13 protein-coding genes are annotated in these 19,693 nt (G+C 54.1%); 11 read left to right on the plus strand and 2 right to left on the minus strand.

Going from position 1 to position 19,693, the window contains the following annotated elements; translation table 11 throughout:
• Positions 1–6 precede the first annotated feature (6 nt).
• The 11 genes from ACFSUF_RS23650 to ACFSUF_RS23700 all read left to right on the plus strand — a co-directional run bounded on the left by ACFSUF_RS23650 (position 7) and on the right by ACFSUF_RS23700 (position 15,944).
• Positions 7–882, plus strand: a complete 876-nt coding sequence (locus tag ACFSUF_RS23650) for a carbohydrate ABC transporter permease (protein ID WP_377607253.1) — start codon at positions 7–9, stop codon at positions 880–882.
• 13 nt (positions 883–895) lie between these two features.
• A complete protein-coding gene (locus ACFSUF_RS23655) occupies positions 896–2,968 on the plus strand; it encodes a YIP1 family protein (RefSeq protein WP_377607255.1) in 2,073 nt (690 codons plus the stop codon).
• Complete coding sequence (locus tag ACFSUF_RS23660) at positions 2,961–5,369, plus strand: DUF5696 domain-containing protein (RefSeq protein ID WP_377607257.1); 2,409 nt, start codon at positions 2,961–2,963, stop codon at positions 5,367–5,369. The genes ACFSUF_RS23655 and ACFSUF_RS23660 overlap by 8 nt, the downstream gene beginning before the upstream one ends.
• 2 nt (positions 5,370–5,371) lie before the next feature.
• On the plus strand, positions 5,372–6,241 hold the full coding sequence (locus ACFSUF_RS23665) for a carbohydrate ABC transporter permease (protein WP_377607614.1): 870 nt from the start codon (positions 5,372–5,374) through the stop codon (positions 6,239–6,241).
• Between the two features lie 15 nt (positions 6,242–6,256).
• A complete protein-coding gene (locus ACFSUF_RS23670) occupies positions 6,257–7,249 on the plus strand; it encodes a carbohydrate ABC transporter permease (protein WP_377607259.1) in 993 nt (330 codons plus the stop codon).
• A 1-nt stretch (position 7,250) separates the two neighbouring features.
• Positions 7,251–8,582, plus strand: a complete 1,332-nt coding sequence (locus ACFSUF_RS23675) for a glucoamylase family protein (protein WP_377607261.1) — start codon at positions 7,251–7,253, stop codon at positions 8,580–8,582.
• Between the two features lie 907 nt (positions 8,583–9,489).
• Positions 9,490–11,940, plus strand: a complete 2,451-nt coding sequence (locus tag ACFSUF_RS23680; protein WP_377607263.1) for a beta-galactosidase — start codon at positions 9,490–9,492, stop codon at positions 11,938–11,940.
• A 68-nt stretch (positions 11,941–12,008) separates the two neighbouring features.
• On the plus strand, positions 12,009–13,283 hold the full coding sequence (locus tag ACFSUF_RS23685) for a glucoamylase family protein (RefSeq protein ID WP_377607265.1): 1,275 nt from the start codon (positions 12,009–12,011) through the stop codon (positions 13,281–13,283).
• Positions 13,284–13,465: 182 nt separating this feature from the next.
• Positions 13,466–13,966 carry a hypothetical protein gene (locus tag ACFSUF_RS23690; RefSeq protein WP_377607267.1) on the plus strand — a complete coding sequence of 167 codons (501 nt, stop codon included), beginning with the start codon at positions 13,466–13,468 and terminating at the stop codon, positions 13,964–13,966.
• A 119-nt stretch (positions 13,967–14,085) separates the two neighbouring features.
• Entirely contained in the window at positions 14,086–15,309 is a 1,224-nt protein-coding gene (locus tag ACFSUF_RS23695; RefSeq protein ID WP_377607269.1) for an MFS transporter, read from the plus strand.
• 146 nt (positions 15,310–15,455) lie between these two features.
• The gene (locus ACFSUF_RS23700; RefSeq protein WP_377607271.1) at positions 15,456–15,944 is read left to right on the plus strand and encodes a DinB family protein; all 489 of its coding nucleotides are present in this window, start codon (positions 15,456–15,458) and stop codon (positions 15,942–15,944) included.
• Between the two features lie 16 nt (positions 15,945–15,960).
• Here the strand turns inward: ACFSUF_RS23700 and ACFSUF_RS23705 are convergent, their stop codons facing one another.
• Positions 15,961–17,193 (minus strand): aminotransferase class V-fold PLP-dependent enzyme, encoded by a 1,233-nt coding sequence (locus ACFSUF_RS23705; RefSeq protein WP_377607273.1) that lies wholly within the window; start codon positions 17,191–17,193, stop codon positions 15,961–15,963.
• Positions 17,194–17,352: 159 nt separating this feature from the next.
• Positions 17,353–19,674 (minus strand): glycoside hydrolase family 66 protein, encoded by a 2,322-nt coding sequence (locus ACFSUF_RS23710; RefSeq protein ID WP_377607275.1) that lies wholly within the window; start codon positions 19,672–19,674, stop codon positions 17,353–17,355.
• Positions 19,675–19,693 lie beyond the last annotated feature (19 nt).

The following is a 19,693-nucleotide window of genomic DNA, read 5'->3' on the forward strand; positions in this document are numbered from 1 at the left end:
AGACAGATGGCTTCCTTTCACGGCAACAAAATCAACCCAAGCCGTTTCAGTCTCGGCCAGCTAAAGTTTTACGCATTCCTGGTGCCGCTCGGCATCGTGATGATTCTGCCGATTATCTTTATTTTCTCGCAATCGCTGAAGCCGCTCGATGAGCTGTTCCTGTTCCCGCCTACGTTTCTCGTGCAGAAGCCGACGTTTGAGAACATTGGAAGCCTGCTGGCTTCATCTGACATCACGAAAATCCCGGCAACCAAATTTCTGTTCAACAGTTTAACGATCACCGTTATCGTCGTCGTACTTTCCCTCGTGATCAGCGCGATGACGGGATATGCCTTATCGAAGAAGCAGTTCCGGCTGCGCAAGGTGATTTTTGAAGTGAATACGATTGCTCTGATGTTTGTTCCTGCGGCGGTGACGATTCCCAGATACCTGGTCGTCGAAAAGCTGGGGCTGATCGACAATTATATGGGTCACATCCTGCCGCTGCTGGCGCTGCCGGTAGGCGTGTTCCTGATCAAGCAGTTCGTGGACCAGATTCCGAATGAGCTGATCGAGGCCGCACAAATGGACGGGGCGACGGATGTAACGGTTTTCTCCAGAATCGTGATGCCGGTGATCCAGCCTGCGATGGCGACTGTAGCGATCCTGGCCTTTCAAGCCGCGTGGAACAACGTAGAAACATCAACCTTGTACATGAGCAAAGAAACGCTGAAAACCTTCGCTTTCTATATGACCACACTGACGACCAACATCGGTAATAACGTGGCCGGTCAAGGGATGGCGGCTGCAGCGGCGATGCTGATGTTTATACCGAATCTAGTCATTTTCATCTTTATGCAGAGCCGGGTTATGGATACGATGGCGCATTCAGGCATCAAGTAGAGGGGGGACAACGATGAAGAAGTGGAACTTAGTACTGACGCTCGGACTCGTGTTCTCCCTGCTGGCATCCGCCATGCCCGCCTCCGCAGAGCCGTATGTGTCTTTTACGATTAACCAGCAGGGACAGTTCAGGCTTACGCAAAGCGCCTACCTGCCGGTAGGGGTTATCGACGGGCACGATATGTTCGGGGAGGAAGGCGCCAAGGAAGCGGAGAGGAACAGCGATTTCAACATCTCGCTCGACCAGCCTGAAGACTTGTTTGTGGACGGACGAAATCATCTGTTTGTGGCCGACACGGGCAACGGGCGCGTGCTGGAGCTGGATGAGCGCGGCAACAAAGTCCGCGTAATCGGCCAAGGCGAGCTGGATGAGCCGACCGGCGTGTATGTGGACGAGGCCGGCGTAGTCTACGTGGCCGATCATGGCGCGGGGCAAGTCGTTATTTACGACGCAGCCGGGAAGAAGATCAAGGCCGTCGGCAGGCCAGAGTCTCTCCTTTTTGGCAAAAACAACGAGTTTAAGCCCCGTAAAATCGTGGCTGACAAGCGCGGTAACTTATATATCGTAGGGGAAGGCTTGATTCAAGGGTTAGCCGAGTTGAGCGCGGAGGGAGACTTCCTGGGGTACTTCGGCGGGAACCGGACCGGGTTCAACCTGGAGCGGGCGGTGCAGAAGCTCTTTTTCACCAAGAAACAGATGAGTCAGCTGTCGCAGAAGCTGCCTCCGTCACCGTCCAATCTGGCGGTCGATCGCGACGGACTGATTTACACTGCAACTACCGGGCTTGACAGCAACAGCGTGAAGAAGCTCAACGTAGCGGGCGATAATCTGTTAGGCGGCCGGACGTTCATGAGCCCTTCTGTTGCGGATATTGCAGTGGACGGCATGGGCAACATTTTTGCAGTCGATTCGGTGAATGGTTATGTGTTCGTATACGACAAGGACGGCAACATGCTGTTCACGTTCGGCAGCACCGACACAGGGTACCAGCGGTTGGGGTACTTCAAATCCCCGTCCGGCATTGCCGTCAATAACAACGGGATTTTATATGTACTAGATAAAGAGCGCGCTAACATCCAGATGTTCAAGCCGACGCAGTTCGCGTTGCTGGTGTATAAAGCGATCGGCCTGTACCTGGACGGGAAATATGTGCAGAGTATGGAGCCATGGCGCGAAGTGTTAAGGCAGAACAGCATGTTCGATCTGGCCCATGTGGGGATCGGGCTTGCTTACTATAAGCAGGGCGAGTACGGCAAAGCGTTCGAAGAGCTGAAATTTGCGCGCAACGTGAACGAATACTCCAATACGTACTGGGAGCTGCGCAGGGCTTGGATGATGAGCCACATGTCGGACATTTTGCTGGGCATCGCCGGCGCAGTTGTGTTGTGGTATATCGCAAAGCGGCTTTACCGCGCCAAAGGATTCGGGGCTCCGGTTGTCCATGCGGTGAGGCGTTTCCGCAGGATCCGAATCGTCAGCGAGCTGCTCCATACGTTCCGGATGCTCCGGCGTCCGTTCGACGGGTTTTATGAGCTGGAAAACGGCAGGGCTTCCGTCCTGTCTGCAGTGATCTTGCTGGTTGTCTTGGCAGGTGTGCGGCTTTATGAGGTGTTCGGCACGAATTTTATTTTTAGCGGCGTTGATCCGTTGAAAGTGAATGTGATAGGCGAAGTGCTGAAGCTGATCGTGCCTTTCTTTGCCTGGGTTCTGTGCAACTATCTGGTAAGCGTTATCAACGACGGGGAAGGGAAGTTCAAGGATGTGTTCAAAGGCTCGGTGTATGCTCTCAGCCCTTACCTGATCTTCGCCGTACCGATCACGGTCATGTCCAAAGGCTTAACGCTGCTGGAATCCGTGGTCTACGATTACTCCCGTCAGTTCATCATCCTGTGGTGCGTGTTCCTGATGATCGCGATGGTCAAGGAAATTCACGGCTACGAAGTGAAAGAAACGTTCAAGAACGTGGCTATTACCTTATCCGGCATGGTTGTGATGGCTTTGATCGCCTTTATTTTCTTCGGCCTTTCCAATCAGGTGTGGGATTTCGTACGCAGCATAGCGGAAGAGGTGAAGTACCGTGTTTAATGCAAAATGGAAACTCGCCGCTTTGGCCGCCGTGCTTCTGGCCGGCGGCGGATCGGTCATCAGCGTCTACGGCGGCGGAGCATCCGATGCCCCGGGAACCGCGGTTATGGCGGCCGGCGCAGCGGCAGACGCGCAGAGCAACGGGAATTCAGGCGCGGACGGCGGTTCCGACGGCGGCATCGCTTTAACACCGGCCAAGCCGGACCGGCAGGATGAGCTGTCGTTCTTCCGCTCGAACGGGTATACGAAGCCGGAAGCCGCAGTACAGCCTCCTGTTCCGGCCGCCAAGATCGAAGCAGGCTATGAGCCGATCGGCCAAAACGGCAAGATGGCGCTTTACATGAACAAAAAGACCTTTGCAATCCAGCTTCAGGATCTGGCCAGCGGCTATGTGTGGTCTTCCGTGCCGAGCGCGAAGGACTTTCAGGCGGAGGAACTGAACGAGGACTGGAAAAATGCGATGCAGTCGCCGTTCATCATCGATTTCTTCGCGGAGGATGCGTTCCGCACCACCTCCAACTATCGTTCGCTGCAAGGCAAAGCGGCTTCCATGAAAGCCATCGATAACGGCATGGAGGTCACCTATGAGCTGCCTGCCATTCAATCGAAGCTGACCGTACGTGTGGCTCTGGACAAGGACGGCCTCGTAGTCCGCCTGCTGAACGACAGCATTCAGGAAAAAGGGCCGAGCCGGATCGCTTCCGTACAGATGTACCCGTTCCTCGGTTCGGTCCGCGGCGGTTCGGTGCCGGGCTACCTGTTCATTCCTGACGGCAGCGGCGCACTGATCCGCTTTACCGATAACCATTCGCAGTTCGACGAGCCTTATGTTGGCCAGATTTATGCGAACGATATAGCGGTCACCGGTTTTGACGGAATGGGCAGTACCGTAAGATACCCGGTGTTCGGCATCGTGCACGGCGTGAATAAGAACGCCCTGGTAGGCATGGTGGAAGACGGCAAGATGAATGCCGAAATCGTAGCCTATCCGAGCGGAGTCAACACGAATTTCTATTGGATCTCTACTAGGTTTCAGATCCGCAGCGCTTATTTTCAGCCGACCAGTAAAGCAATGGGCGGCATCAATATGTACACCAAGAACAAAACCGAGGGCGATAAACAAGTCAGATATCATCTGCTCAGCGGTAGCAAAGCCGATTATGTCGGGATGGCCCAGGAGTACAAGGGCTATCTGGAGCAGAACGGCATGCTCCCGGAAGCGTCAGGCAGCAGTGCCAATGCCGGCGGTGACATTCCGATGCGTCTCGACTTGCTGGGCTCCGAGATGGCCCCGGGCATTCTGAAGCGCGGTGTCGTGAAAATGACGTCATTCGCTGAAGCTCAGGCCATTCTGGAGGACTTGAAAAAAGCAGGCATCCGCAACATTCAGGCCGGCATTCAGGGCTGGGGCAAAAGCGGGATCACCGGCGCGCAGCCGGCGGCGCCGGGGTATGAAAAAGCGATCGGCGGCAAACAAGGGCTGAAGACGCTGCTGGAATATACGAAGCGGGAAGGTATAGGTCTGTACCTTAATACCGACTACACCAACCTCATTAGCGGAGCCCCGCGGGTCGAGCCGCGTGCAGATGCGGTCCGCATGGTGAACAACAGGCTGATCGAGTACCGCTATGTCGGCAGGTACGTCAGTGATTTGTATAAGGATCTCAAGGGGTACATGCTGAGCCCTGCCACAGCGCAGAAGCTTGCAGCCAAGGATTTCAGCAATTTCCGCAAGGACGGTCTGGACCAGGCGGCACTGAACAGTACGGGATTCTTCCTTTATTCCGATTATAACAAGAAGCATAAGCTTAACCGGACCAAGTCGGCTGAGCTTTACGGCAGCATCGGAGAGGAAGCGGCAAAACAGTCCTTGAAGCTGAACATTTCCGTGCCGAACGATTACATGCTTAAGCATGCTTCCGCTTACTTCGATATGCCGTTGACTTCAGCGCAGTTCATGTATACGACGGATACGGTGCCGTTTGTGCCGATCGTGATGCATGGTGTCATGCCTTATTACGCCGGTTACGGCAACAACAACCCCGATCCGGAGCTGGATATGCTTCGCGCCATCGAGTACGGGGCGAATCCTGCCTTTCTAGTGACGCATGAGCCGTCCTGGAAGCTGCAAAATACCCCTTCCGGGTTTTTGTATACGACACAGTATCAGGATTGGGCGCCGGAGATTAAGAAGCAATACGCAAAAGCGAACGAGGTACTGAAGCAAGTGCAGCAGGCATCTATCGCAGGGCGTTCGGTTCCGGCGCTGGGCATCGTGAAAGTAAGTTACGACAACGGCGTTTCGGTATGGGTCAACTACACATCAAGCGATTACAAAGCCGGCGGCGTCACGGTGAAAGCCCGCAGCGCAGCCGCCGTCACAGGAGGTGAGCAGCCGTGAGAATGCCGAAGCAGCGCAGGGAAGCCATGATAGGCTACCTGCTGATCTCTCCGTGGATACTCGGATTTCTTGTTTTTATGGCCTACCCGCTGCTCTTCTCTTTGTATATGAGCTTCAACAAGGTCATGATCACTCCCTACGGGATTGAAACCGCCTACCTCGGATGGAGCAATTACAAGGATGCATTCCTGACGGATCCGGAATTTTCCCAGAAGCTGTTCCTGTTCCTGAAGTCGAACATCCTGATGATTCCGATCGTTATCGTGTTCTCGCTGTTTGTGGCGCTGCTGATCAATCAGCCGATCAAAGGACGCAACCTGTTCCGCGCTATTTTCTTCCTGCCGGTTGTGATTACGAGCGGAGAGGTCGTACAGGAGCTGTTCGCACAAGGGGCGGCCACGATTCCGGTCATTGAGAAATACGGCATCATTACCATGATTCAGGATAACCTGTCACCGGGTATGGCCTCGCCGATTATAGGCATCATCAACCAGTTCATTCTGATCCTGTGGTACTCCGGCGTGCAGATTCTGATCTTCCTGGCCGGGCTGCAAAAGGTCAACACCCAAGTGTACGAAGCAGCTGCGATGGACGGCGCGTCGCCTTGGGTCACCTTTTGGAAAATTACGCTGCCTGAGGTGAAGCCGTTCATCCTAGTGAACCTGATTTACACGGTCATCGACTTGTTTACGAACGGGTTCAGCGACGTCATTAAGCTGATTCAGGACAATATGTTCAAGGTGGATACCGGCTTTGGTTATGCCAGTGCGCTGGCGTGGATTTATTTTGCCGTCATCTTCGTCGTCCTGCTTGTGTTCGTGGTGTTTTTCCGGAACAAAGAGCAGAACATTACGATCACCAGACGGTCTTAAAGGAGGGCATCAACCATGAGAGACCTATCCGTCTCCCAACCGGATTTGCAGCAGGGAACGGTCCCCAAGGCCAAAGCCCGACACAACAAAAACAAGACGCTGTACAAAATGAGAAGCCTGCTCCTCGGCCGCCAAGGCAACGACGGATGGCTGATGAAGACTATCATTTACGTGCTGCTGATCAGTACGGGTTTTATTTACCTGTATCCGCTGCTGTTTATGGTGTCCCAGAGCTTCAAGAGCCTGGACGATCTGCTGGACCCCACGGTGGCCTGGATTCCCCGGAGCTTTTACTGGAAGAACTACGTGCAGGCGTGGAACGTGCTGGACTATGTGAATACGCTGGGGAGCACTTTGTTGAACTCCGTTCTGCCGGCTGTGGCCCAGACCATTTCCTGCGCGATCGTGGGGTACGGTTTTGCCAAATATAAGTTTCCCGGCAAATCCATTCTGTTCGGACTGATGCTGATCACGTTTATCGTGCCGAAGCAGGTCATCATGATCCCGATGTTCCTTCTGTTCAAACAGTACGGGATGCTGGAAACGCCGCTGCCGTTTATTATTCCCGGGCTGTTCGCTCAGGGGCTGCGCAGCGCGCTGTTCATCCTGATTTACTACCAGTTTTTCCGGACAATTCCGGTAGCGTTGGAGGAAGCTGCGCAGATCGACGGGGCGGGTGCGTTGAAGACGTTTTTCCGGATTATTTTGCCGATCTCGGTACCTGCCGTCGTGGTTGTCTTCTTGTTCTCCATGGTATGGCACTGGAACGAAACGTATCTCGCTTCGCTTTATTTGGGGAATGCCATGACTACGCTGCCGCTGGAGCTCAAGACGTTTAACGATTCCTTTAAAGCGATGTACACCGGCTCCTCCACCATTACAGACGTGAACGAATCCATTCGGATGGCCGGTACCCTGCTGATTGTGCTTCCGCTGCTGGTCCTGTACTTGTTTGCGCAAAAGCGGTTCACACAAGTGGTCGACAAAACCGGTTTGACGGGGGAATAAAATGCGGCTTACGGTGCGTGCGGCGGGTATACTGGCGCTGGCTGCGATGCTGGTTGTCAGCGGATGTTCCTCAGGGGGCGGCAGCAAGCCTGTTTCCAGAGGAGTCGCAGCCAAGCTGGACAAAGAAACGGAATCTATGCTGGAACGGGAAAGCCGGGCGAGCTTCGATTTTTTCTGGAATGAGGCGAACCGGGAAAAAGGCAGCAAGGGGTACGGCCTGGTGGCAGACAGGGCACCCGGGAATCCGGGGCTGTCGAGCGTCGCTTCCACAGGCTTCGGTTTATCGGCTCTGGTAATCGGGGCGGAACGGGGCTGGGTTAGCAGGAAGGAAGCGGAAGAGCGTGCACTCGGGACGATGCGGACACTGCTGGATCATGCGGCGAAAGAGCACGGGTTTCTTTATCACTTTTTGAATCTGGCTGACGGCACGCGGGCACCGGGCAGCGAAGTATCGGTCATCGATACGGCCATTGCCCTGAACGGGGCGATTACCGCGGGAAGCTATTTCGGCGGTGAGGTGCAGAAGGCGGCCGAGGCCTTGGCTGGACAAGTGGAATGGCCCTGGTATATTGATCCTGCCAACCAGCAGTTCTATATGGGCTACTCCCCGGAAAACGGATTTGCCGGACATTGGGACTTTTACGCGGAGCAGCTGATGATGTACGTGCTTGCCGCGGGCTCGGCTTCGCATCCGGTGCCGGGGGACCTGTTCTATAAGTTTCAGCGTGACACCCGGCCTTACAAGGATGGGGAGCCGTTCATTCATTCCTGGTTCGGCTCTATTTTTACTTATCAATTTTCGCACGCTTGGTTCGATTTCAGGGGCATGAAGGACCGGGAAGGGGTGGACTGGTGGGTGAACTCGGTACGGGCATCGGAAGCAAGCCGGGCCTATGCCGGGGACATGGCCGCCACGTACAGTACCTTCGGTACGGATGCCTGGGGAATCACCGCAAGCGACGGCCCCGGCGGTTATAACGGCCTGTATGGCTCGCCTCCGTCGGGCTTTGACGATACGGCGCACACTACGGACGGGACGCTGGCTCCGGCCGGGGCGCTCGGTTCGATCGTATTTACGCCGGAGGCTTCCATCGCAGCGCTGAAGCACTTCGCCGGCAAGTCGGAGCTGTGGGGCAAGTACGGCTTGACCGATGCCTACAACGAGGCAGTCTCGCCGGCTTGGGTCGGCCCCGACGTGATCGGGATCGACAAAGGCATTACCCTGCTGATGATCGAGAACTACCGCAGCGGGCTCATCTGGGAGATGTACATGAAGAGCAGCATCGTTCAAGCAGGGGCTAAGGCGGTCGGGTTGTCGGCGGCTAGCAGATGAGCGGGGTTAGGTTGTTACGGTTAGTCTGTTGGCAGCTCATGGGTACTTGTGGGAACTAGGGGACTCTGCAGGGGGCTTTGCAGGTAAATCTGGGGGTTATTTGGTTGGTAACTCCGCTAGTAACACGCTGTAACACACTAGTAACACCGCAGCGCAGTTACTTCGGGCTAAGTTGCTATGGTCGGTCTGTTGGCAGCTCGCGGGTACTTGTGGGAACTAGGGGTCACATCTACAGGCATCTTTGCAGAAGACTGCGGGTCACTCGGCTGGTACTCCGCGGGGTAACTTGTTGTGGTCATTCTGTTGGCAGCTCGCGGGGAGCATGGTGAAAGGGCCGAATGTTGTAATAAGTACAACAATTTCGGGCAAAGCACAGGTTGAAATGAGGAAATGTTGTACGGCGTACAACTTTTTCACGTGAAACATAAGAGATCACCCCGTAAATGTTGTACAACGTACAACATTCGCCGCTCACACGGTCTTAAACAGCTCGAAATGTTGTACAAAATACAACATTCGGTGCCGGAACGGACGGGGGAAGCAGCTGGGGATAGAAGATAAGTAATGGATAGGGCAGCTGTCGAGGATGAAAGAAGCACTATGGTGAAAGTGCCGAATGTTGTAATAAGTACAACAATTTCGGGCAAAGCACAGGTTGAAATGAGGAAATGTTGTACGGTGTACAACTTTTTCACGTGAAACATAAGAGATCACCCCGTAAATGTTGTACAACGTACAACATTCGCCGCTCACACGGTCTTAAACGGCTCGAAATGTTGTACAAAATACAACATTCGGTGCCGGAACAGACGCGGGAAGTAGCTGGGGATGGAAGATAAGTAACGGATAGGGCAGCTGCCGAGGATGAAAGAAGCACTTTTTACCCAGGAAAGGAAGCATACACTCCATGATTGAAATTGTGAACAAGCAGATCCGCATCGACGGAAAGCCTCAGATGATCATGTGCGGGGAGATTCATTATTTCCGCCTGCAGCGGGAGGAGTGGCAGGACCGGCTCGACAAGCTGAAGCTGGCCGGATGCAACGCGGTGGCCACCTATGTGCCGTGGCTGTGCCATGAACCGGTGGAGGGCCGCATCGACCTCACAGGAAAGACGCGTCCGGAGCTGGATTTGGCCGGTTTTATCGATCTGTGCCAAGAAAATGGCTTCTACTTCTTCCTGCGCCCTGGTCCGTTCATAATGGCCGAGATGAAAAACGAAGGCCTGCCTTATTGGATCTACGATAAGTATCCGGAGATCATTCCGGTCGGATGGGATGATCGGCTGGCGACGACGCGCACGGTGGATTACCTGGCTCCCGGCTTCTTGAAAGAGGCGAAGCGCTGGTACCAGGCGGTCATGGAAGTCGCGGCGCCGCGGCTGCAGCCGAATGGCGGCAATATTATCGCGATTCAGCTGGACAATGAGATCGGGATGCTCTCCTGGGTAAGCAATGGGCCGGATTTGACGGACCTGGTGCTGGATGATTTTGCGCAATGGCTGGAAAGCAGCTATGAGCAGGAGGAGCTTACGAAGCGATATCCGTTCGATTTGCATAATGTAGAAGGCCGCAAAGCGGGCATCCGCCGTCCGGATGAATCGTATGCACCCGCCCTGCACCTTGACCTCGGGCACTATATGCGCAACCGGTTTACACGCTATGTTGACGAGCTGCGCGCTTATGCGGAGGAATTCGGGGCGAAGGATATCCCATTTGTCATCAACATCCACGGTACCGGCGGCGGGCGCGGCTTCACGTTTCCGATCGGCATCAGCCAGCTGTATGAGACCTATGACGGGAAGTCCGGTTACATTTCCGGCTCCGACATTTACTTCGGCGACTTGGATATGAATACGTTCCAGGACCTGTATCTGATCAACGGATTCATGGATGCGGTGCATGACGAGCATCAGCCGCTGACTTCCGTAGAATTCAACTGCGGTGACGGGAACTTCGGCACCACCTACGCAGGCCGGTACGATATTTCCGCTGCAGACTTGAAAATGAGAATGTGCGTAGCCCAGGGGAACCGGCTGATCAACTACTACCTGTTTTGCGGGGGACGCAACTATGTGCTGGACGAGAAGCCGAACGACGGTAACGACCGGGTGGCGTTTACCGGGGAACGGCACGGCTTTGCGGCGCCCGTCAGCCCGGAAGGCGAGCTGAACTATACGTTCGGCCGCATGGCAAGGGGGATCCAAGCCGTGAGAGCGGTGGAGGAGAAGCTTGCGGTTATGAAGGAAGAACGGGACAATGTAGTGTTTGCTTTTATCCCGGACTACTACATGACGGAATACCGCTATCCCGGCAGTGTCCAAATGAAGGCGATCTACGACAATATCGAAGCGAACCGCGCGCATTGGAGCTGGGAGACGATGGCCCGCGCAATGCTTCTAGCGGGCTACCGGTTTGGAGCGGCCGATATCCAGAACAAGCCGCTGCGTGCCGCTCAGGTGCCGGTGCTGGCGCTGTTGTCAGCCCGGTACATGGACGGCGCGGTGCAGCGCAAGCTCGCGGAGTATCTCCGCGAGGGCGGCCGCGTCCTGCTTTACGGCGAAGTCCCCCTCTATGACATGGAGGGTGAGCCGTGCACTTGGCTGGCGGAGGCGCTCAGACTCCACCATGTGGCGGACCACAGCGAAGCGCTGCACCAGTATCCTTCCGTGATTGCGGAAGAGTGGGCGGCGCCGCGGCCGGAGGTCCGCACGCACTTTGCGCAGACGTTCGAGGCCGCCGGAGACGGCGCCGAAACGTTCCTGCGCCTGCTGGGCAGCGGCCAGGCTTGCGGCTTCGAACTGCCTGTGGGCCAGGGACGGGCCATCGTGATCACGACCCGTTACAACACCGATATCGGCTTGTACCGCACCGCTCTTGAGCGGCTCGGCGCCGCGCCGGGTTTGACGCATGACTGCCCGCATCACGGCATCTTCATGACGTCTACCCGTAACGAAGCGGGTGAGCGCTTCCTGCATCTGCTCAATTTAGACGGGTTCGAGAAATCGTTCTGCATTTATGAGAACGGGGGTCCGCTTTTTGACGGGAAGAAAGTGGTGCTGGGCAGTAAGGACGGAGTCATGCTTCCGCTGAATATGGAGTTTGGCGGTATCCGCATCGTTAGCTCCACCGCGGAAATTATGGGTATCGGCATAAACGAAATGACTTTCCGGCTCACACAGCAGTGGGACAGGATCGTAATACAGACGGATCTTGGCATTCTGCCGAGCGCGCAATACTCCATCGAAACACACGGCTCCAGCCAGCACATCGTATCTAATAAGCATGCACGGCTGGACGACCGGATGACGATCCAATTTGAAAGGCCGATTCGAGCGGAAAAGATCATCGAAGAATGAATGGTACCTAGCTGGCGACGAGAACATGTTTAACTTGATGTAAACTACATTTCCGGAGGGATCATGCAATGACAAGGGAGAAACTGACCGACGAACAGCTGTTGGAGGCAGAAAGCAGATTGAGTTTTCAGTTTTTTTGGGAGGAAGCGAATACTGATCCGGATAGTCCTGGCTATGGGTTGATCCGTGACCGGGCGCCGGGTATGCCCGATATGGCGAGCATCGCTTCTGTGGGCTACGGCCTGACGGCTTTGACCATCGGGGCGGAGCGCGGCTGGGTAAGCCGGGATGCTGCGGCAGAGCGTGCCCTGGGTACGCTGAAGACGTTCCGCGATCATGCGGAGCAACGGCACGGGTTTTACTTCCACTTCCTGGACATGAACACGGCTAAGCAGTTCGGCGGCTGTGAAGTTTCCGTCATTGATACGGCTATCCTCATCTGCGGGGTGCTTGCGGCGGGGCAGTATTTTGGCGGAGAAGTACAGCTGCTGGCTCAGGAGCTTTACGAGCGGGTGGAGTGGGACTGGTACCGCAACCCGGATACCAACCAGTTCTACATGGGCTATAACGATGAGGAGGGCCGGCATTTCGGCACTTGGGACCACTATGCGGAGCAGTTCATGATGTATTTCCTCGGAGCGGCTTCCCCGACCCACCCGGTACCTGCCGATATGTACGATGACTTTACGCGGTATGTAGGATACTATAACGGCCATGGCCCCGTTATCCACAGCACCGGCGGCGCCTTGTTCGTGTATCAGTTCTCCCATGCGTGGTTTGATTTCCGCGGCAGAGAGGATAAGTACGGTGTGGATTGGTTCGAAAATTCGGTACAGGCGTCTCTGACGAACCGCCAGTTCTGTATCGACCAGGCAGCGAAGTCGGCTACGTTCGGACCGGATTCTTGGGGCTTGACGGCCTGTGACGGCCCTCGCGGCTACAGCGGTACGTACGGTGCCGATCCGAACGTGACGAAGCGCGACTATGTGGACGGCACCATTCCTCCTTGCGGCGCGGCCGGTTCCATCGTGTTTACGCCCGAAGAATCAATCGCAGCGCTTCAGAACTATTACACGAACCATCCGAAGCTCTGGGGCAAGTATGGCTTCCAGGACGCATATAACCTGGATGTCAGTCCGGCCTGGTATGCGGAGGACGTGATCGGGATCGACAAGGGCATCACCCTTCTGATGATTGAAAATTACCGCACCGGCTTCGTCTGGAAACAGTTCATGAATATTCCTGCCGCCCGCAAAGGCATGGAGATGTGCATGGGCGAACCGCGCTCGGCACTTCCTGCATCCAAAAGAGAGCTGTCGCCATCCTCTGCGAATCGACGCTGAGCCTATGCTCACGCGCAAATTTCACCCGTTTCAGCTGTATTCCCAACGTGTTTCTCCCAACCAGGCTGCTACCAGCCTGGTTAATTTTTTTTGAAGAGGCAGGCCGCCGTTTCTCCATGTATCCGTTACTTTTTCCGGCCGGAATTCGTATATAAAATAACACTTTCTAAGGAGGCGGCGGTGTGAAGCTGTATTTCAGGGATAACTTTTTTAGCAGCGGGGTTACGGAGATTTTGGATGAGGAGCAAAGGGCGGCAGGGACGCTGGATTTGAAGAGTGCGTTCGGTTCCTCCATAGCGGTCTATGGGCCGGGCGGTGAACTGCGGGCAGGCGGGAAATTCGGCACGCTGTCCAGCAAGTGGCGGGTCTATGGTTCCTCGGAGGAGGAACTGGGGATTGTGAAGGCTAGAATGTCCTTGTTCAGCAAAAAGTTCGAATATGACGCCGGGCATCGGGGCCTCTATGAAATCGTTTCTCCGGCCTTTTCACGCACCTATGAAATCCTAGACGACCAAGGAAGGGTAGCTGCCATTATGGATAGAATCGACTCCTGGTTTGCTTCAGCTGCTTTTTGCCTGGAGAACCAGTCGGATATGCTGGATACGTATGAGCTGGTCTCCGTCATCATGGGCGTAAACGCCATCCAAAAACGCCGTCAAAATGCCGCATCTTCCCCGACGTGACATGGAGGTTTCCTGCCAGCATATGATCTTTATAACATAATATAGCAGCCTCAATAAATCCGATCCATGGTATGATAAAGGAACCGCAACGAACGAGAGACAGATCGGGGAATCAGCATATGTACAAGAATCGAAACGTTTGGATCATACTGTCAGGAGAATTTCTTGCCGGGATCGGGCTGTGGATGTCCATCATCGCCAACCTGGAATTTATGCAGCGTCACATCCCGTCCGACTTTATGAAGTCACTGGTGCTGTTCATTGGACTGCTGGCGGGAGTGCTGATCGGCCCGCTGGCCGGCAAGGTGATCGATAAGCACAAAAAGAAAACCGTCCTCATGTACGCAGGCGCCGGGCGGCTGGTTAGCGTTTGTTTTATGTTTTTGGCGTTGTACTTCGACTCGGTAGGGTGGATGGTGGTGTTCGCCGTGACCCTTCAGATGTCGGCCGCGTTTTATTTTCCCGCACTGCAATCCGCAATCCCGCTGGCGGTCCCGGAGAAGGACCTGCTGGCGATGAACGGGGTTCATATGAATGTGGGTACCATTGCGCGGATCCTAGGCACCGCCATCGGCGGTATCATGCTGGGTGTGATGAGCTTATATGGACTGTATATGGCGTCTTTTGCCGCATACATCCTGCTGCTGGCGAGCACCTGGTTCTTAAATGTAAAAGAACATGAAGCTGTCGGCGGTAAACGAACGGACGGAGCCGCAGGCAAGCCTCAATACCAAGGTTTTAAAGCGATTGTCCCGCTCCTGCGCGAGCGCCCTGCGCTGATTAACATATTGTGGCTGACGATCGTGCCAACGCTCTTCATCGGGGGCTTTAACCTCATGGTCATTGAAATCAGCGAAAAGCTGGCGGACCCTCAAATCAAAAGCTGGATCTACACCGTGGAAGGTTTCTCCTTTATTCTGGCGGGCTTAGCCGTTAAGAAACTCGCTTCCGGAAGAAATATCGGCACGATGCTGTATGTTTTTGCGGTCATCATTGCGCTCGGGCAGCTGTCTTTGACCTTCACCTCGAACCATTGGGTGCCGCTAGTCGCGTTCGGCGTGTTCGGGTTCGGTGCCGGGGTGTTCTTCCCGCTCATATCCACGGCTTTTCAAACCCAAATACCGAAGGAATATCACGGGAGATTCTTCTCCTTCCGCACGATGCTGGAACGCGTCATGTTTCAGTTAGTGCTGCTGAGTACGGGCTTGTTCCTGGACACCATCGGTCTGACCAACATGGTGCTGCTGTTCGGCGGTGCATCGCTCCTCTTAATCGGCATCCTGTATGTAAGGGAACAAGCGGGCCATTCCCGCAAGACAGCCGAAGTTACCGACTCTCTCTAAACAAAAACCCGGGTTCCTGTACTATAAGGAGCCCGGTTTTTCCCTATATCCTAAAACCGCCGTTTAAAGGAAAAAGAAGGAATTTGGACAAGTTTTACGGTAAAATGAGTGTAGTTATCTATCAACTATCCAGAAGGAGCGATAAGATGAGCAACGTATTTATAATCCGCGATCATTTACTGCATGAGCTGGAGCATGGAGTCCGCACGACAAGAGGCGTGGTGCAGCGCATTCAGCCGGACCAATGGGAATATCGTCCCAAAGAGAACATGAGGACTTTGCTGGAGCTGACCCGCCACCTGGTCATGCTGCCTGCAACAGACCTCGCAATCATCCGGGAGATGCAGGGCGGGCCTGAATTCGAGAGGATTGAGGGGGATGTGCAGGGCATAACCGATGCTCAGCAGCTTAGCGGCTTGATGCAGGAGCAGTTCGAGGCTATGAAAGACTACTTCCTCAGCTTGACGGAAGAAGAATTTTTGGACAAGTACACCAAGCCGTTTTACGCGGACCAGGGCTCCGTTCAGGTGAAGTGGTTGATCGAAGTGGTCACGCACGTATTCCACCATCGGGCGCAGCTGTTCAATTACCTCAAGGAACTGGGACATGAGATCAACATGTTTGACCTGTATTAAAAATAGCAGGAACAGCTTAAGCTTTTAAGCTGCTTACCGCATCCAAAGCCCGCTCAATATCGGATTCAGAGTTATAAATACCGGGCGTAAACCTCGCATAACTTACACGATACGGGGCGGCTGTGGCGATAATCTTCTTCTCGGCCAGCCGCTTCACCACTTCGGAAGCATCCATACCCTTTACCTCAAAAGCAACGATACCGGAAGACAATTCATCCTTCAGCGGAGTGTGTACTTGCACATGGCCCATATCTGCCAGCCCTTCTTTGCATATACGATTGAGTTTATGTACCCGGTTATATACGTGCTGACGGCCCAAGGATTCCATCAATTCAAAGGAGCTTGACAACGCCCAGCGGTGCTCCAAGGCGTGAAAGCCGCCGGGTGTGGCAATCTTCCCGTCCATGCGGCCCGGTCCGCCATTACCGTCCGAATAGGATTTGAACCGTTCGGTGTAATCAGGAATGATCGGCGTCACTTCCTGCCAGGCCTGGTCCGTAGCCGCAACAAACCCCGTCCCTCGCGGCCCGTAAGTCCATTTGTGGCAAGCCGTTACAAAGATATCGCATCCCAGCTCGTCAAACATCTCCGTTTCGATCCCAAACCCGTGCACCCCATCAACAATCAGCAGTAAGCGGTCATCCTTAGCGCGTCTTTCTCTTATAGGATCCAGCGATTTAGCAATTGCAGCGACAGGTGTCTTTAATCCGGAGTTGGAATGAACCCAAGTCAGAGCTATAATACGTGTTTTATCGGACACCTTTGCAAGTACCGCCTCAATGATACCTTGTTCGGTCACCGACGAAAGATGCTCGTATAATTTCATCTCCGTGAAGCGCGCCTTGGATCGCTCCGTTGCCTTGCGGATGGATTCCTGATGGGAATAATGGCTGAACTCCGATACCAGAATTTCCTGCCCCTCCCTTAAATGAATGCCTGCGTAAGTCATTCCAAGCCCCATAGTGGTACTGTCGGTTAGTGCAATCAGGTTCGGGTCCCCGATGCCCATATAACGTGCGGCGGAGATGCGGGCTTCCTGCGCTTTTTTATTTTCTAACTGCATCGTATGATGCACGGGATTACTGTCCAATAGAACGCGATACCGCCCGATCGCCTCCCGGACAGGAAGCGGATGAGAGGCTATGAACTGGGAGCTGCCGAGATGAATATAATCCGGATCGAGCCGGAACAAGCTTCTTACCGCGTCCCAATCCGGTTCTCTCGTGGAGTTTTGATGTAATTGACTCATGCGATCTCCAACCTCTCTTATGGGAAAATTGCTCTGAATTTATCCTGTCCATACGAGCGGTTCAGCAAACTGTCCATCCTCCAGGAATTGTATTTTATTGTAAAAGAACAGGCCCCGCGTAGGGAGCCTGCTCCTATAACCTAATTCCCTATGAATTCATTAGTTCCGAATCAGCTCTACATCGTCAATCTGCATAGAGGTCGCGCCTGGCGAGTTCACATAGAAGCCGACGTCCAGCTGTCCGTTCGTTACGTTGACGGTTCGGGTATACTGACGCCACGTACCGTCTACCGTCATGTTGTCATACACCGCTGTGCCGCCATAGGAGGACGTTTCCATCCGGCAAACGGAAGGAGCTCCACCAAAGGCTGTGGCTTTAACCCAAGCCTTGACGGTATAGGAGCCGTTCGCCAGCCCGGTTTTCAGCTGATGAACGCTTTGCTGATAAGCAGCGCCGTCATAGAAATACAGTTTGTAGCTGCCGCTATGGACGTCGCTTCCGTCGATGCCGTACTTGGCTGCCTGCCCGGATGGATGCCATTCCGTCCATCCGTTCAGATTGCCGGTTTCGAACCCGGCGTTTGTCAGCAGATTGCCGCCGCCGGTTCCGGTACCTTTTTTCACGTAAACCATATCCCAGTACTCCAGACGCGGTACCGTAAATTGAATGTAGCTGCCGCCGCTGTTGCTTCCCGTAGTGAAGCTGAGGTCGAAGCTCTTGCCGTTCTCGTAGTCCGGGGAAGCGAAGCTGACGGATTGGGCCGTGCCGCTGCCCAGGTAGTATTTCACGGGTACATTCGTCTTGATCTGGGGAGCAGGGTAGTTGGCGTCCGTATCCCTGTAGGCATTGCTGCTCTGGCCCAGCAGGTTGATCATATGCAGAACATCATACCCGCCGCCTGATTTGGCAAATGTCCAGACCGTATTGGCGGAACCGTTTGTACTGGAAGTTACACCGCTCAGCTGAATTGCATTGGAGCTGTTCGTCTGCCCGTCGCGCAGCAGATTTTCATAGGCCACAAGGAAATCATAATAATTTCGGAGCTGGCGTTTCAAGGTATCGCTCAGGATCAGGTGATGGTTAGGGAAGTATTCGTGATCCAGCATTTTCGTGTCGTCGCCAAGCTCAATGTGGGAACCGCCGCTGGCAAAAATCGCCGCATTCGTGCGCAAGACGCCGTGAGGGTTAAAGTAGCCGGGGTTTTGGTCGGTAAAATTGTTCTGATAGGCATAGTTCATATACGCCGCAATAACGGTCTGTTTGCTGCCGTTGCTGGCGCTGCTGCCGTTATCGATGACGTTCTTTAAATCCTGATAGGTCGTTTGGCCGCTTCCTTCCCAAGTTTCCACGTAAAGGGCATCCACATTGCTTCCAGCCGTTTCCGTGAGTCCATAGGTGCCCACGTTGTTGAAAACAACGGTTTTGCCCAGATCCGTTTTAGCTTTATTGAGCAAGCTGGCAAAGCCGGTTTTCAGATTGACGGTGCCTCCTGTGGAAGTATAGACCGTTCCCGGGTCACCGATTTGGTCAACGTGCCAGCCGTCAAAATTGTAAGCTGTGAACACATCCTGCATTTTGCCGATCAGGTAGTTTTGCCAGGAGACATTCGCAGGGTTGAAGAACCAGATGTTAGAGGCGGCCCATCCGGAGGGCAGGCCTACGTTATACTGGTTTGTACCATTTGTGTTACGGAACAGCCCCCAGCTGGAACTGACTCCGCTGCCATCCTCGCCGTACCCGCTCAATGCTCCATAAAGCAGGTTATAATTCATGTTAGCCATATTATAGCCTTTGGCGGAGCTAATAAAATTCTGGATCGTCTGACGGTAGGTAGTGCGGTTTGCTACATCGTTCCATGAGGCGGCCGGATTTGCCGTTGTGCCTGCAAGCGGAACATGGTGTTTCCACATCCAGTCGTAATACTGGAGCGCATTGATATGGTAATTCTTCAGCTGCCAGGTCCAGTTTGCCGTCGTGGCGGCACTCATATTTCCGAAGCTGGATAAGAAGCCGTAACGCGGAAATTTGGTCCACGTGGAGGAGACATCAATCGCCGTATTCATGTTGTCGATGATCGTGCCGGAGGCATTTTTGGCGTAAACTTCAATAAGATATCCTTTAAAATTAGTGTTGGGTGTCGTCCAGGTGAAGGTGAGGGAGGTGGAAGTGCCGTTGTTTAAAGAGTAGTTTTGAGTGGCAGATGGAGTGGCTTCCTGATTGAGATGTTTGAAAATCACTGTCACTGAGCCGTTTGTAATCGAGGAACCCGTGTTGTTCTTGAGGTCAACGTAGATGCTTGCCTGCTGGCCCGGAGAGTACATGGCCTTATCTGTGTTGACGTCGGTAATCATGGTTCCTGTTGAAGCCGCCTGCGCTTGCCTCACGGCAGCTCCCGGACCATAGGAAGCCAACAGCAACAGCACGGCCAGGCACCAGACGGTCCAGACTCTGATCCTTCGGGGTGACGCGTTGTAGAACATAAACATCCTCCTGTCATGT

Origin of the sequence: Paenibacillus gansuensis, assembly GCF_042684925.1 — a bacterium.
Taxonomy (GTDB): domain Bacteria; phylum Bacillota; class Bacilli; order Paenibacillales; family DY6; genus Paenibacillus_N; species Paenibacillus_N gansuensis.

Coding starts and splice junctions, on each gene's coding strand:
- ACFSUF_RS23650 (WP_377607253.1), top strand. CDS start 7: ATGGCTTCCTTTCACGGCAACAAAATCAACCCAAGCCGTTTCAGTCTC.
- ACFSUF_RS23655 (WP_377607255.1), top strand. CDS start 896: ATGAAGAAGTGGAACTTAGTACTGACGCTCGGACTCGTGTTCTCCCTG.
- ACFSUF_RS23665 (WP_377607614.1), top strand. CDS start 5,372: ATGCCGAAGCAGCGCAGGGAAGCCATGATAGGCTACCTGCTGATCTCT.
- ACFSUF_RS23670 (WP_377607259.1), top strand. CDS start 6,257: ATGAGAGACCTATCCGTCTCCCAACCGGATTTGCAGCAGGGAACGGTC.
- ACFSUF_RS23675 (WP_377607261.1), top strand. CDS start 7,251: ATGCGGCTTACGGTGCGTGCGGCGGGTATACTGGCGCTGGCTGCGATG.
- ACFSUF_RS23680 (WP_377607263.1), top strand. CDS start 9,490: ATGATTGAAATTGTGAACAAGCAGATCCGCATCGACGGAAAGCCTCAG.
- ACFSUF_RS23685 (WP_377607265.1), top strand. CDS start 12,009: ATGACAAGGGAGAAACTGACCGACGAACAGCTGTTGGAGGCAGAAAGC.
- ACFSUF_RS23695 (WP_377607269.1), top strand. CDS start 14,086: ATGTACAAGAATCGAAACGTTTGGATCATACTGTCAGGAGAATTTCTT.
- ACFSUF_RS23700 (WP_377607271.1), top strand. CDS start 15,456: ATGAGCAACGTATTTATAATCCGCGATCATTTACTGCATGAGCTGGAG.
- ACFSUF_RS23705 (WP_377607273.1), bottom strand. CDS start 17,193: ATGAGTCAATTACATCAAAACTCCACGAGAGAACCGGATTGGGACGCG.
- ACFSUF_RS23710 (WP_377607275.1), bottom strand. CDS start 19,674: ATGTTCTACAACGCGTCACCCCGAAGGATCAGAGTCTGGACCGTCTGG.